The sequence below is a fragment of the Bradyrhizobium liaoningense genome (genome assembly GCF_018130785.1).
Lineage (GTDB): Bacteria > Pseudomonadota > Alphaproteobacteria > Rhizobiales > Xanthobacteraceae > Bradyrhizobium > Bradyrhizobium liaoningense_A.
In genome coordinates this window covers 13,267-27,155 of record NZ_JAFCJT010000005.1, presented here as the reverse complement: position 1 = coordinate 27,155, position 13,889 = coordinate 13,267, and the positions used below count along the sequence as shown (strand labels likewise).

Below are 13,889 nucleotides of genomic sequence, written 5' to 3'. Positions count from 1 at the left end.
CTCGCAGAGGCCATGTTGTTCCGGACGGACAGGTTTGGTGGCGCAGAGGTGGTGCCCTTCCCCAGAAGGACGCCGAGCGTCGCCGCCTCCGAAACCCGGTTGCCGGTTCTGATCGTCCTGCATCAGGAATCCTCGACACCCGGCCGCGTCGGCAATGCGTTGCGCGCGCTCGGCCATCGCCTCGACATCCGCCGTCCCCGCTTCGGCGATCCCCTGCCCGAGACGCTCGATCAACACGCCGGCGCTGTTTTCTTCGGCGGTCCCATGAGCGCCAACGATCCCGACGACTACATTCGCCGCGAGATCGACTGGATCGAAATTCCGCTCCGCGAACAGCGACCGTTCCTCGGCATCTGCCTCGGCGCGCAGATGCTGGCGATGCAGTTAGGGGCCCGCGTTGCGCCGCATGCGGAGGCACTGACCCAGATCGGCTACTATCCGATCCGCCCGACCGCCGCGGGCCGCGCGCTCTGCCCGAATTGGCCGGCGCAGGTCTATCACTGGCATCGCGAAGGATTTGAGCTGCCTGTCGGCGCCGAACTGCTCGCGGAAGGCGATGATTTTCCGATCCAGGCGTTCCGCACCGGCAACGCTTTCGGGGTGCAGTTTCATCCTGACGTGACTTACGCGATGATGCATTGCTGGACCACGCGCGGTTATGACGGCTTCAGCGCCCCCGGCGCGCGGCAGCGGCATCACCATTTTGCTGATCGTGCCGTGTACGACGCGGCGGAACGCGCCTGGCTCGATCATTTCATTGCCGGCTGGCGGGCGCGCCGGCCGGCGCTGGCGCAAGCCGCCGAGTGATCGCGCCTTCGCGCAGGTGCTTCGCCTAATTCCTCGGCGCAAGCCCTTGCCTCATCCCTTTATATGCTAGGCTCGCTGCCAACGAGCGCGCGTGAACGTGCGCCGATAAACAAAGGGAGAGCGTCATGGCCTATGAACACATTCTCTATGAGGTGAGCGACAAGGTCGCGACCATCACGCTCAATCGCCCTGATCGCATGAATGCGTGGACGCCGACGATGGAGCGCGACGTGCGTCACGCGATGGAGGCATCGAGCGCCGACGACAATGTCCGTGTCATCGTGCTCACCGGCGCGGGCCGCGCCTTCTGCGCCGGCGCCGACATGGATGCGTTGAAGGGGCTCGACCCCAACGACGTCAGGCGTGCCTCGAATTTGCCGCCCTTCGACATGAACCGGCGGCCGGACTGGCAGACGCGCTACGGCTTCTATCCGTCGATCGGAAAGCCCGTCATCGCCATGCTCAACGGCGCGACCGCCGGCATCGGCCTCGTCCACGCGCTCTATTGCGACCTGCGCTTTGCCGCCGACAACACGGTGTTCACGACGGCTTTCGCGCGGCGCGGATTGATCGCCGAACATGGCATGTCCTGGATGCTGCCGCGCATCGTCGGCCACGCCAATGCGATGGATCTCCTGCTCTCGGCCCGCCGCGTATCGAGCGAGGAGGCGCTGCGGATCGGCCTGGTCAACCGTCTTTGCTCGCCGGAAAAGCTGCGCGAAGAAACCTACGCCTATGCGCGCGACCTCGCCGATTTCGTCTCGCCGAGCGCGATGGCCGTGATCAAGCGGCAACTCTACGAGGTGCCGTTCCAGACGCTGGCGGAGGCGACGATCGAGGCCAACCGCGAGATGATGGTCGCGTTGAACGGCAGCGATTTCCGGGAGGGGGTCGCGAGCTTCATGGAGAAGCGGCCGCCAAGGTTTACGGGGAAGTAGGGGCTGAACTCGGGGAAAAGGTCCGCCGTCGCCCTTCGGGCTATGGCGGGACAGCCTTCGCTCGCTTCGCTACGAGGGAGCTCGGCTGGCTTGCCTAGCCGTAGCTCGCGAAGCGAGCGAAGGCTGGTGGAGCCAGGCGGGATCGAACCGCCGACCTCGTCATTGCGAACGACGCGCTCTCCCAGCTGAGCTATGGCCCCTTTGCAGGCCGCTCTGGTGAACGCGGCCGACAACCGGGCGCCATTTAAGTCCCCGCCAAGGTCAAGTCAAGGACGCGTGTAACCCGGTTTTAGCCATCCCGGCACCGACTTCCCTTGTTTGGGCCGGGGGGAACCGATATCTAGCAAAAGGGGTCAATCCCGACCGGAAGCCAGAGTTTTCAAAAGCCATGCGTGCCGTTCTCGACATCGTCATCATCGTGCTCGACCTCTACGTCTGGCTGCTGATCGCTTCCGCGATCCTGTCCTGGCTGATCGCCTTCAACGTCGTGAACACCCGCAACCAGTTCGTTTCGGCGGTGGCGGAGTTCCTGTACCGGATCACCGAGCCGGTCCTGGCGCCGATTCGCAATTTCCTGCCCAGCCTCGGCGGCCTCGACATCTCACCGATCATCCTGATCCTGCTCATCATGTTCATCGAGCGGGTGATCCTGTATTACATCTACCCGAACGTGATCTAGGCAGGCTGGAGCGCCTTGATTGCCAAAGAACCTTGTTTGCAAGGAACCTTGGCGTTACTCGGCCGCGGGAATCAGCATCGCGCTGCGGGTGACGCCGCGCGGGGGCCGCGACGACATCGACGGGATCGAACAGCTGGCCGATGGCCGCAGCGTGCTCAAGGTGCGGGTGCGCGCCATCGCTGATGGCGGCGAAGCCAACAAGGCCGTTCTGGCCCTGCTGGCGAAATCGCTTGGCGTGCCCAAGGCCAGTCTCAAGCTCCTGTCCGGGGCGACCTCGCGACTGAAGCAGATCGCGGTCGACGGCGACCCGGCGCGGCTCGGCGAAGCCCTGCGCAAGCCAAATCGGCAGACGCCAAATCGACAGACCAAGGGAACTGACATGACGGCCAAGATCATCGATGGAAAAGTGATTGCCGCGGAACTCCGCGCCCGCGTCGCTGATGAGGTTGCCCGCGTCAAGCACGAGCACAATCTGGTGCCGGGCCTCGCGGTGGTCCTGGTCGGCAACGACCCCGCCAGCGAAGTTTATGTGCGCTCCAAGCACACGCAGACCCAGGCTGCCGGCATGGCCTCGTTCGAGCACAGACTGCCCGCCGACGTCTCGCAAGCGGACTTGCTGGCCGTCGTGGCAAAGCTCAACCGAGATCCAACCGTGCACGGCATTCTCGTGCAATTGCCGCTGCCGAAGGGACTGAACACCGAGGCCGTCGTCAACGCCATCGATCCCGCCAAGGACGTCGACGGCCTGCATCCGAACAATGCCGGCCGTCTCGCCGGCGGTTTCGAAGCGCTGTCGCCCTGCACGCCGCTCGGCTCCATCATTTTGACCAAGAGCGTGCATGCCTCGCTTGAAGGCATGAACGCCATTGTCATCGGCCGCTCCAACCTGGTCGGCCGTCCGCTGGTGCAATTGCTGCTGAACGAGAACGCCACCGTGACGATCGCGCATTCGCGCTCGCGCGATTTGCCCGGGCTCGTGAAGCGCGCCGATCTCGTCTACGCCGCGGTCGGCAAGCCTGAGATGGTGCGCGGCGACTGGCTGAAGCCCGGCGCGACCGTGATCGACATCGGCATCAGCCGGATTCCAAAGGAGGACGGCAAGACGCGCCTCGTCGGCGATGTCGCCTATCAGGAAGCGCTTAACGTTGCCGGCGCAATCACGCCGGTGCCGGGCGGCGTCGGTCAGATGACGGTTGCCTGCCTGCTGGTGAATACGCTGCGTGCCGCTTGCGCGATCGCGGGCCTGCCGAAGCCGGCGGTTTAACTCTAGGTCTCGCGCCCCGGACGCAGCGCAGCGTGCAACGATGCGCTGCAGAGCCGGGGCCCATTGCAAGTGGCGCCACGGGTTCCGGCTCTGCGGCGCATCACTTCGTGATGCACCGCGTCCGGGACACGCAATCTCACGCCTTCTTTTTCTTCTCGCGCTCGATGCCCTCGAGGATCAGCTTCTGTGCGTCTTCCGGGCCGCCCCAGCGCAGGATCTTCACCCACTTGCCCTTCTCGAGATCCTTGTAGTGCTCGAAGAAGTGCTGGATCTGCTGGAGCGTGATGTCGGGCAGGTCGGAGTACGACTTCACCTTGTCGTAGCGCTGCGTCAGCTTCGACGACGGCACCGCGAGAATCTTCTCGTCGCCGCCGGCTTCGTCTTCCATGAACAGCACCCCGACCGGGCGCACGCTCATGACGGCGCCGGGTATGATGGCGCGGGTGTTGATGATCAGCACGTCGCAGGGGTCGCCGTCATCGGACAGCGTGTGCGGGATGAAGCCGTAGTTACCGGGGTAACGCATCGGCGTGTAGAGGAAGCGGTCGACGACGAGGGTGCCGGCCTCCTTGTCCATCTCGTATTTGATCGGTTCGCCGCCCACGGGGACTTCGATGACGACGTTGACGTCGTGGGGTACGTTTTTTCCGATCGAGATAGCATCGATACGCATTCAAGGCTCCGTTGTTGCCGAGGTTAAATCGCGCCCGGCAGCGATTTTGGCGCTGTCATACGCGGGCTTGGCGCGCCAATCCATCGTGTTTTTGTGAAAAAATGAATCCAGCGACTACCGGCTCAAAGGCAACGGTATCGACGGATGGGAAACGCTGCCGGCTAGGCTTTCAGCAGCTCAATTGGTCCAAGCGAAGGCAACCTTGTCGAGCGACTTCGGCCCAAAACGCTCGGAGGAGCGCGCCACCATGCGGCCGCCCAGGGCGCGATAGAACTCGGTCGCCGGATCGTTGTCCGAGAGCGCCCACACCACCATGCTCTTCAGGCCGCTCTGCATCAGGTCGCGGCGGGCCGCAGTGAACAGGCGGCGGCCGAAGCCGAGGCCCTGAAACTCGGGGCGCAGATAGAGTTCGTAGATCTCACCGTCGAAATGCAAGCTGCGCGCGCGGTTGCGACCATAGTTCGCATAACCGGCGATCTTGTCGCCGAACACGAGCACGCTGACGCGGCTGCCTTTGCGGATCGCACTGTCCCACCACTGCGGACCGCGGCGGTTGATCAGCTTTTCCAGCTCGCCGCCGGGAATGATGCCCTGATAGGCGGAGCGCCAGGCTTCGTCATGGGTGGACGCCACCGCAGTTGCATCTGCAGCTTTGGCCGGCCGGACCTCGATCAGGGTTGTGCTCATGGACGCAATCAAACCAAGTCGCCGCGCCGGCGGCAAGACCTATCGTTAATTATCGGTTAACGTGTGGATTTTGTGCATCAGTATTTTAACCATGTTGTACCGAAAAAAGACAAGACGCCATTTCGAACGGCACAGGCCTGCCACCGCCGGTGCAAAACTGCGTTGCGGCACCGATGAACCGCGCTGGCAACGCAAAAAGTCCGCCGATAATGATTCGTTCCTACTGGTCTCTCGCTGTCCGTGTTCGCCTTCGGCAATTCATGCGGCTCTTCAACATCTTCGCCCTCCTGCCGCCGCTGGCCTTGCTGATGGCGCAGCCTCTGTGCGCGCAGGTCACGTTCGGGTCATCGGGTGAGGAGGGCGAGCCGTTTCGCCGGCAACAATGGCGCGTGCCATCGCCGGATACCGACATTGCCGCGCATGCGCTGATGTTTCGCCCCGCCGGCGGCGGTCCGTTTCGGCTCGCGGTCATCGCACATGCCTCGACACAGAACGTGTTGCGCCGGGCGCAAATGTCGCAGCCGGAATACCGCGCGCTGGTCGCGTTTCTCGTCGCACGCGGTTTCGCCGTGCTGGTGCCGGAGCGGCTCGGCCATGGTGCGACCGGCGGCCGCTATGTCGAGGACCAAGGCGGCTGCGACGAAGCGGACTACGCGAGCTCCGGCCGAGCGACGGCCGACGAAATTTCACTCGCGCTGGACTATTTGCGAAGGCAGGATTTTGTCCGCAAGGATGCCGCGATCGTGATCGGCCATTCCGCCGGCGGCTGGGGCGCACTGGCGCTCGCCAACGCCGATCCGAAGGCGATCGCAGCGATCATCGCGTTTGCACCGGGGCGCGGTGGTCACGCCAATGACGAACCGAACCGGATCTGCGCGCCGCAGACGCTTCTGGCGGCGGTGGCCGCGTTCGGCAAGGCGGCGCGCATTCCCGTCACGTGGCTCGTGGCGACCAATGACAGCTATTTCACGCCGGTGTTCTCGCGGCAATTGGCCGATGCGTTTCGCGGCAGTGGCGGCAAGGTTGACTTCCGCATCTTGCCGGCCGTCGGCAGCGAGGGTCACTGGATGATCGAGACCGAGGCCGGTGTCAAAGCTGCAAGCGGCGAACTCGCGCGTGCGCTGAACCTGCCAAAACCTGTGGCGACCAAGAAGCCATGACGCTGTATCTCCTGGTCAAATACCTCCATGTGCTCGGCGCCATCGTCATTCTTGGCACCGGAACCGGAATTGCCTTCTTCATGCTGATGGCGCATCGCACGAACGACGCCGAATTCATCGCGCGCACCGCTTCGGTGGTGGTGATCGCGGACGCGATCTTCACGCTGTCGGCCGTGATTCTCCAGCCGGTTACGGGCGGCCTGCTGATGATGCTTTCGGCCATGCCGATCACGGAGCGCTGGCTGCTGGCCTCGCTTGGGCTCTACGTCTTTGCCGGCCTGTTCTGGATCCCTGTCGTCTTCATGCAGATCGAGATGCGAGATCTCGCGCGCAAGGCGGCCGAGCAGCGCGGCGCTCTGCCTGAACGCTACTTCGTGCTCTACCGCCGCTGGTTCGCGTTCGGCTTCCCCGGCTTCGGCGCGACGATGTTGATCCTGTGGCTGATGATCGCGAAGCCGTTTTGAGAGATGCGATGACCCGGCGAACCATTCTGGTGCTCGGCGCCTCCGGCCTGATCGGCCGCTTCGTCACCGACGATCTGCGCGCGCGGGGATTTCGCGTGGTCGGCGTGGCACGCAGCCTGTCGTCGGCGCAGAGGATGAGCGCGCTGGATATTGAGCTGCCGATCCTCTCGCTCGAAGCGGCGGCTTTGAAACGGCTCCTGAGTGAGCATGACGTCGATGTCGTCGTGAACTGCCTCGGTGTGCTCCAGGATGGCCCGGGCAGCGACACAGGCGCCGTGCATCGTGATTTCGTCGCGCGCCTGCTTCAGGCCATCGCCGACAGCGGTCGCGCAATACGGCTGGTGCATATTTCGATCCCCGGGACCGCGGAGGCTGATCGTACCGCTTTCGCAACGACCAAGCGCGAGGCCGAACGCCTGATTGCAGCCTCCGGCATTCCCCACGCCATCCTGCGGCCCGGCTTTGTCGTCGCACCGTCAGCCTATGGCGGCAGCGCCATGCTGCGCGCGCTCGCCGCCTTCCCGCTCGACCTGCCGGATAAGGAGATGTCGACGCCATTCCAGTCCGTTGCAGTCGAGGATATTTCGGCCACCATCGCCTGGCTCGCCGCGCGTAATATCGACGACGCCTCAGTCAAAGCCGTGACGTGGGACCTGATGCAGGCCGAGGCCGTCACCATGGCAGGTGTGATCAAGCAGTTCCGTCGAGCCTTTGGCACGGCCGGCCGGCCGCGTTTCGCGATGCCGCCCCTCATGCTCGATCTCGGCGCGAAAATCGGCGATCTCGCCAATTATCTGGGCTGGATGCCGCCAATTCGCTCCACCGCCATCGCCGAGCTGCGCCGTGGCGTAACCGGCGATCCCTCGGCGTGGATCGCAGCCACGGGCATCGCGCCGAAGACGTTGGCTGAGACGGTCGGGCGCCATCCCGCCACGATCCAGGACAAATGGTTCGCGCGGCTGTTCCTGATCAAGGCACTGATCTTCGCCAGCCTGGTCGCGTTCTGGCTCGTCTCCGGCTTCATCGCACTGTTCGTGTCCTATCGCGCCGCCGCTGGCATTTTGACCGCGCACGATTTTCCGTCTGCGTTGGTCGATCCCATCACCATCGGCACCAGCCTGATGGACATGAGCATCGGCGTGCTGATCGCGTTCCGCCGCACGGCGGCGATCGGGCTGGTCGCGGGTATTGTCGCATCGCTCGGCTATATGTTCGGCGCGGCGATCCTCACGCCCGACCTGTGGATCGAGCCGCTCGGCGCGCTGGTGAAGACCGGGCCGGCCATCGTGCTGATGCTGGTCGCGCTGCTGATGCTGGATAACAGATAGCGTTTTCAAGCGAAGCGGATCCCGGTTCGCGTGGAGAAAACGCGTCGAAAAGAGAACCTGATGCCCAAATGGCCCGACGATGACGTTATCCTGTTCGACGGCGTCTGCATCTTCTGCTCGCGCTGGGTGCGGTTCGTTGCCAAGCGCGACACGGCGAACCGGTTTCGATTCACGCCGGTCCAGTCGGATTATGGAGCACGGCTTGCACGTAGGTTTGGCATCGATCCTGACGATCCCGATACCAACGCCGTAGTGCATGGCGGCGAGGTGTTCTTGAAGTCGGATGCGGCGTTGACCGTGCTGTCTCAGCTACCCGGCTGGGGCTGGGTGCGCGCGTTGTTCGTCGTGCCGAGGTCGCTGCGGGACCCCGTCTACAGCCTCATCGCGCGCAATCGCTACCGCATCTTCGGGAAGTACGACGCCTGTTTCGTGCCCGATGCCGATTTGCGGTCGCGAGTGATTGAGTGATAAATCTGCCGTCGGTCGATAAGAAGCTAAGACTCGAGAGCGATAAGTCCAAGGAATGTCGAAGGCAGTCCTCACAACCAAAGTAACTCCCGGTTACAAAGACCTGCCCGAGGTCCGCTACCATTTTCCTCGTACCTATCTCAATCAAGTTCGGCAGGCGGTTGGCGATTATGTCCTCTATTACGAGCCCAGGCGTACGACGGTTGAGCTGTCGAGTTTCGGTGGACGACAGTCGTATTTCGGAGTCGCTCGCGTCGTCGATCTCATCGAAGACAATGACGAAGCAGATCACTACTACGCCCTCGTAGATGACTATTTGGACTTCGATCGACCAGTTCCTTTCGCCGAGGGCGGCCACTACTACGAAAGCGCTCTAAGAAAATCAGATGGAAGTACCAATAAGGGTGCCTTTGGCCGTGCTGTCCGGCTGATTCCTGATGCTGAGTTTGATCAGATTTGGAAGGCTGGGTTCGCGCCGATCCTTGGCGAGGAGACGCCGCGTCATCAACCGCGTCATTTCGAAATATCAGAGCCGACTGTTCCCTTTGAGCGCCCGATCATCGAGATGACAATTTCTCGGCCATTTCGCGAGAAGTCATTTATGTACAACGTTCGCGCTGCGTACGAGAATCGATGCGCGATGACCGGACTTCGACTTATCAATGGGGGTGGTCGGCCGGAGGTCCAGGCGGCGCACATTCAGCCCGTCGCAGAGAAGGGGCCGGACTCGGTTCGTAACGGGTTAGCGCTTTCCGGCACTGTACACTGGATGTTTGATCGAGGTTTCATCTCGATAGGAGATGATTACAAAATCCTAACTGCAAAAAATCACGTTCCCGACGATGCCCTGCGGCTTCTCAATCAAAGCCGAACGATCAATCTCCCAAATGACTCAGCATTCTATCCAAACGCACTCTTTTTAAAATTTCACAGAGACAAGATATTTAAGGGTTAGCGCTTCCCAGTCGCCGCCAGCACTTCCTTCGCCGCGCGCTCCCCGCTGTCCCTGGCCCCGTGCGCCGTCGTAAAGAAGCTTGGCGACGTCGCCTCTCCGGCGAAAAACAATCGCCCGCCCACCGGCGCTGCGAGCACGGCGCGGTCTCCAGCGTGCCCCGGCAGTGCGTGTGAATACGATCCTCGCGCGAAGGGATCGTGCGCCCAGCGGGACTCGTACAGCGGCTTCAGCTTTCGCCTGATGTCGTTGCCGAGAAAACCTGCGATCTCGTCGATGCTCTGCGCGGCAATGGCGCCTTCGCCGGCGTTTTCCAGCTCGCGGGCAAAGCTGCCGCCGAAAAAGCCTTCGATGCAGGGCTGGCCGAACGGGCGGATGTGGTAGGTGCCCATCTCGGTGCGCATGGTGGCGCCGCGCAGATTTCCCTCCTTCGGGAAGGCCTCGGCATCGTCGAGCGCCAGCGTCACCTTGTCGTCGACGCCGAGCGGCAGGCCGGCTGCGGCGCTCACCTTTGAAGGGAGCGGCGGGGAGAATCGGATCGCCTCATCGGCGATCAGATTGGTCGGCACGGTGACGATCACCTTGTCGGCGGTGAACGTGCCCTGCGACGTCTCGATGCGGATGCGCTTTGCGGAATGATCGATCAGCGTGACATTGCAGCCCAGGGCCACCGGGCAGGGGGCGCCATAGGCCGCGACAAGCGCGCCATAACCGCGACGGACGCGCCAGTTGAGGTCGCTGTCCTCATAGGCGTCCCAGTCCAGTGTCGACATGTCCTTCAGCTCGCAGCCATTGATGTAGGTCGAGACCGCGTCGATCATGGGATTCCAGCGATTGCCGGGCTCCAGGCTCAGGCTCGCGGATTGGTCCTTGCCCTTTTGTGCGGCCTGCCACAGGCGCTCATAGAATGCGTCCATCGCGTGCATGAAATCGTCGCGCTCGGCCTGCGGAAACGCGTTGCCGAAGGCGCGCTCGCGCCAGGGCGGGAGGTCCTTGTTGACCTCGAAATCGAGCTTTCGCGCGATCGTGACGAAGGAATTCTTGTCCGCCGAGTGAAGCCAGCCACAGCCGACGTCGAACGTCACATCAGGCGAGGCCTGCACGGTCCAGGCCCGGCCGCCGAGCCGGTTGCGCGCCTCCAGCACGATCACGGAGAGGCCGGAGCCTGCCAGCGCATGCGCCGCGCCGAGGCCGGCGGCACCGGCGCCGATGATCGCGATGTCGACGGAGGAGGGAAGGGACATGGGTGGGCTCTAGCACGTTCGCTGAGCGTGCTGAAGCCACCACAAAGTGAGCTGTCATCACCCGCCTTGTGCGCGATTGCGCACCGGAGCGGGTGATCCAGTATTCCAGGGAAGGCTGTTATCGAATCGAAAGGCCGCAGCGTACTGGATGCCCCGGTCAAGCCGGGGCATGACAGAGAGAGAAAGCAGTGGCCTTACGCCACCGCTTCCTTCGACTTCTCGGCGCGCTTGCGCTCGTTCGGATCGAGGTGCTTCTTGCGCAGGCGGATCGACTTCGGGGTGACCTCGACGAGCTCGTCGTCCTCGATATAGGCGAGCGCCTTTTCCAGCGTCATGCGGATCGGCGGCGTCAGGCGCACGGCTTCGTCCTTCGACGTCGTGCGGATGTTGGTGAGCTGCTTGCCCTTGAGCACGTTGATCTCGAGATCGTTGTCGCGGGTGTGCTCGCCGACGATCATGCCCCTGTAGACCTTCCAGCCCGGCTCGATCATCATCGGGCCGCGGTCTTCCAGCTTGAACATGGCGTAGGCCACCGCGTCGCCCTGGTCGTTGGAGATCAAAACGCCGTTGCGGCGGCCCTGGATCTCGCCCTTGTACGGCGCATAGCCGTGGAACAGGCGGTTCATGATCGCGGTGCCGCGGGTGTCGGTGAGCAGTTCGCCCTGATAGCCGATCAGGCCGCGGGTCGGCGCGTAGAACACCAGGCGCTGGCGGTTGCCGCCCGAGGGCTTCATCTCGATCAGCTCGGACTTGCGCTCGCTCATCTTCTGCACGACGACGCCGGAATGCTCCTCGTCGACGTCGATCACGACCTCCTCGATCGGCTCCATGGCGCCGCCGGTGGCTTCGTCCTTCTGGAACACGACACGCGGGCGCGAGACCGAGAGCTCAAAGCCCTCACGGCGCATGGTCTCGATCAGGATCGCGAGCTGCAATTCGCCACGGCCCGACACTTCCATCGCATCCTTGTCGGCGGCCTCGACGACGCGCAGCGCGACGTTACCCTCGGCTTCGCGCAGCAGACGATCGCGGATCATGCGGCTCGTCACCTTGTCGCCTTCGGTGCCGGCGAGCGGGGAGTTGTTGACGATGAACGACATCGACACGGTCGGCGGATCGATCGGCTGTGCCGGCAGCGGCACTTCGACGGTCGGATCGCAGAAGGTGTCGGCGACGGTGCCCTTGGTGAGGCCCGCGATGGCGACGATGTCGCCTGCTTCGGCTTCCTCGAGCGGCGTGCGCTCAAGACCGCGGAACGCCAGGATCTTGGTGATGCGCCCGGACTCGACCAGCTTGCCCTCGGCGTTCAGCACCTTGACCTGCTGGTTCGGCTTGAGGACGCCGGACGAAATGCGGCCGGTGATGATGCGGCCGAGATAGGGGTTGGCTTCCAGGATGGTGCCGATCATCTTGAACGGACCTTCCTCGACCTTCGGCGGTGCGACGTGGCGCAGGATCAGGTCGAACAGGGGCTCCATGCCCTTGTCCTGCGGACCCTCCGGGCTTTCGGCCATCCAGCCCTGCTTGGCCGACCCGTACAGGATCGGGAAGTCGAGCTGCTCCTCGCTGGCGTCGAGCGCCGCGAACAGGTCGAACACCTCGTTGATGACTTCGGTCGGGCGCGCGTCGGGACGGTCGACCTTGTTGATGACGACGATCGGCTTTAGGCCGACCTTGAGCGCCTTGGAGACCACGAATTTGGTCTGCGGCAGCGGACCTTCGGCGGCGTCGACCAGCACCAGCGCGCCGTCCACCATGTTCAGGATGCGCTCGACCTCACCGCCGAAATCGGCGTGGCCTGGGGTGTCGACGATGTTGACGCGGGTGTCCTTCCACTGCACCGAGGCCGCCTTGGCCAGAATGGTGATGCCGCGCTCACGCTCCAGGTCGTTGGAGTCCATGGCGCGATCCGTCACCTTCTGGTTCTCGCGGAACGTGCCGGACTGCTGGAGGAGTTTGTCGACGAGGGTCGTCTTGCCGTGGTCGACGTGGGCGATGATGGCGACGTTACGAAGATTCATGGGTGAGCTTCTTTGCGGTCGGACAATGGGTTAAGCGCGATCTCGCCGGTCAAGCCGGGACCTCTTCACGGACAACGCTGAAACGTGGAAAACGGGGCCTGCTTCGCCCAAAAAGGAAACCCGGCCATATCGACCGGGCACCCTACGCGTTTGCGGCGCAATATAAGCAAAAAACCCCAAAAAACAATGCGTTCTTTCGGGGTTGGTTGATTGAATTTTGTCCGGGGATCACCGGCGCTTAAGGGAATTCCTCATCAAATCGGCCCTTTTCATCGGGCGCGGGGGCCTCGATCAGCCCCGTGCAGAGCTGGGGCTTGTCTCCTCGGTCGGATAGACCCCCCGCAGCACCTCCTCGAAGTGCATCTTCACCGCGTCGTTGCACAGGCAGGCGCGCAAGTGCAGGCCGTCGAGATTGCGGACCAGGATCGCGCCACGCCGTGTATCAAGCACGCCCTCGGCCTTGAACGACTGGAGCACGCGGCTCGCATAGCTGCGGCCGACCCCGAGCAGCGTTGCGAGCTGCTCATGCGTCAGTGGCACGCTGCTCTCGTCGCCGGTCCGCTCCATCGCCGCGATGATCCACTTTGCCGTACGCTGTTCGATGGAGTGGATGGCGTTGCAGGCGGTGGACTGGAAGATCTGCGCCAGCATGCAGTCGGCATAGCGCGCGAAGATGTTGCGCAGCGAGGCCGAGCGCATCTTGGCAGCTTCCAGCTTGGCGACGTGAATGCGCGCAAAGGGTCCGCCGAATTTCACGCAGATGCGGGTATAGGCCGGCAAGAATCCCTCGCTGACGATGCCGCCCACTGCGCCTTCGCGGCCGACCAGGATGGTCTCGACGTCGCGACCGTCCTCATTGGGAACGAGAAATGTCGCGAGCGACGGCCCGCAGGGGAAGTGCACGACCTGGACATCGTCGCCGGGACTGTAGAGCAGCTCGTTGGGCCCGGCGACATCCAGGGTGACGTGCGGTGCCAGCAGCGCGTAGTCGGCCGGGCTCAAGCGCCGCAGCAGATTGTTGGCTGGCCGGCTGCCGGCCTCGGTTGTCTTGCTGATCCGCGCATCCATCGTAAATCCCCTGCTCTCCTTTCAACACTAGCGAGGTCCGATCACGGGCTATGTGCACAAGTGGACAGACGTAAAAACTGTTCTGTGGTGAGTTTCGTTCCTGGAACCCTCCGATGCGCTGGGCGCAGGTGTCGGG

The 13,889-nt window shown here is 63.2% G+C and carries 14 protein-coding genes, 1 tRNA gene and 1 pseudogene; 10 read left to right on the top strand and 6 right to left on the bottom strand.

The genetic code is table 11. The features are described 5' to 3' along the window. Window positions 1-12 precede the first annotated feature (12 nt). Both JQ627_RS14405 and JQ627_RS14400 read left to right on the top strand, forming a co-directional pair. Window positions 13-807: a glutamine amidotransferase gene (locus JQ627_RS14405; RefSeq protein ID WP_212484846.1), complete on the top strand. Its 795-nt coding sequence runs from the start codon at window positions 13-15 to the stop codon at window positions 805-807. 125 nt (window positions 808-932) lie between these two features. Further along, window positions 933-1,745 carry an enoyl-CoA hydratase gene (locus JQ627_RS14400; RefSeq protein WP_212484845.1) on the top strand — a complete coding sequence of 271 codons (813 nt, stop codon included), beginning with the start codon at window positions 933-935 and terminating at the stop codon, window positions 1,743-1,745. Between the two features lie 124 nt (window positions 1,746-1,869). Here the strand turns inward: JQ627_RS14400 and JQ627_RS14395 are convergent. Next, window positions 1,870-1,945 (bottom strand) — tRNA-Ala (locus tag JQ627_RS14395). A 188-nt stretch (window positions 1,946-2,133) separates the two neighbouring features. Between JQ627_RS14395 and JQ627_RS14390 the strand changes: the two genes are divergently transcribed. From JQ627_RS14390 to folD, 3 genes and pseudogenes are all read left to right on the top strand, one after another. Continuing rightward, window positions 2,134-2,424: a YggT family protein gene (locus JQ627_RS14390; RefSeq protein ID WP_007598721.1), complete on the top strand. Its 291-nt coding sequence runs from the start codon at window positions 2,134-2,136 to the stop codon at window positions 2,422-2,424. A gap of 19 nt (window positions 2,425-2,443) precedes the next feature. Then, window positions 2,444-2,749: pseudogene (locus JQ627_RS39035) on the top strand (DUF167 domain-containing protein); the annotation flags it as partial. A gap of 54 nt (window positions 2,750-2,803) precedes the next feature. After that, the gene (gene folD / locus JQ627_RS14385) at window positions 2,804-3,688 is read left to right on the top strand and encodes a bifunctional methylenetetrahydrofolate dehydrogenase/methenyltetrahydrofolate cyclohydrolase FolD (protein WP_249143108.1); all 885 of its coding nucleotides are present in this window, start codon (window positions 2,804-2,806) and stop codon (window positions 3,686-3,688) included. Between the two features lie 136 nt (window positions 3,689-3,824). On the opposite strand, the gene ppa is transcribed toward folD, so the two are convergent. Continuing rightward, on the bottom strand, window positions 3,825-4,361 hold the full coding sequence (gene ppa / locus JQ627_RS14380; protein ID WP_195801544.1) for an inorganic diphosphatase: 537 nt from the start codon (window positions 4,359-4,361) through the stop codon (window positions 3,825-3,827). A gap of 177 nt (window positions 4,362-4,538) precedes the next feature. Continuing rightward, a complete protein-coding gene (locus JQ627_RS14375; RefSeq protein WP_014490714.1) occupies window positions 4,539-5,048 on the bottom strand; it encodes a GNAT family N-acetyltransferase in 510 nt (169 codons plus the stop codon). A gap of 260 nt (window positions 5,049-5,308) precedes the next feature. Between JQ627_RS14375 and JQ627_RS14370 the strand changes: the two genes are divergently transcribed. From JQ627_RS14370 to JQ627_RS14350, 5 genes are read left to right on the top strand one after another with little or no spacing between them, the layout of a single operon-like run. Further along, window positions 5,309-6,208 (top strand): dienelactone hydrolase family protein, encoded by a 900-nt coding sequence (locus JQ627_RS14370; RefSeq protein WP_212484843.1) that lies wholly within the window; start codon window positions 5,309-5,311, stop codon window positions 6,206-6,208. Beyond that, the gene (locus tag JQ627_RS14365) at window positions 6,205-6,672 is read left to right on the top strand and encodes a DUF2269 domain-containing protein (RefSeq protein ID WP_212484842.1); all 468 of its coding nucleotides are present in this window, start codon (window positions 6,205-6,207) and stop codon (window positions 6,670-6,672) included. Before JQ627_RS14370 ends, JQ627_RS14365 begins: the two co-directional genes overlap by 4 nt. An 8-nt stretch (window positions 6,673-6,680) precedes the next feature. Next, window positions 6,681-8,000, top strand: coding sequence for an SDR family oxidoreductase (locus tag JQ627_RS14360; RefSeq protein WP_212484841.1), 1,320 nt, complete (start codon window positions 6,681-6,683; stop codon window positions 7,998-8,000). A gap of 60 nt (window positions 8,001-8,060) precedes the next feature. Continuing rightward, the gene (locus tag JQ627_RS14355; protein ID WP_212484840.1) at window positions 8,061-8,468 is read left to right on the top strand and encodes a thiol-disulfide oxidoreductase DCC family protein; all 408 of its coding nucleotides are present in this window, start codon (window positions 8,061-8,063) and stop codon (window positions 8,466-8,468) included. Between the two features lie 55 nt (window positions 8,469-8,523). Further along, on the top strand, window positions 8,524-9,423 hold the full coding sequence (locus JQ627_RS14350; RefSeq protein ID WP_212484839.1) for an HNH endonuclease: 900 nt from the start codon (window positions 8,524-8,526) through the stop codon (window positions 9,421-9,423). Here JQ627_RS14350 and JQ627_RS14345 read toward each other — a convergent pair. The 3 genes from JQ627_RS14345 to JQ627_RS14335 form a co-directional block, all read right to left on the bottom strand. Next, the gene (locus tag JQ627_RS14345) at window positions 9,420-10,664 is read right to left on the bottom strand and encodes an NAD(P)/FAD-dependent oxidoreductase (RefSeq protein WP_212484838.1); all 1,245 of its coding nucleotides are present in this window, start codon (window positions 10,662-10,664) and stop codon (window positions 9,420-9,422) included. The two genes, JQ627_RS14350 and JQ627_RS14345, sit on opposite strands and share 4 nt — an antisense overlap. 194 nt (window positions 10,665-10,858) lie before the next feature. Next, window positions 10,859-12,685 (bottom strand): translational GTPase TypA, encoded by a 1,827-nt coding sequence (gene typA, locus JQ627_RS14340; RefSeq protein WP_212484837.1) that lies wholly within the window; start codon window positions 12,683-12,685, stop codon window positions 10,859-10,861. A gap of 291 nt (window positions 12,686-12,976) precedes the next feature. Then, window positions 12,977-13,753 carry a Crp/Fnr family transcriptional regulator gene (locus JQ627_RS14335; protein WP_212484836.1) on the bottom strand — a complete coding sequence of 259 codons (777 nt, stop codon included), beginning with the start codon at window positions 13,751-13,753 and terminating at the stop codon, window positions 12,977-12,979. Window positions 13,754-13,889: the final 136 nt, after the last annotated feature.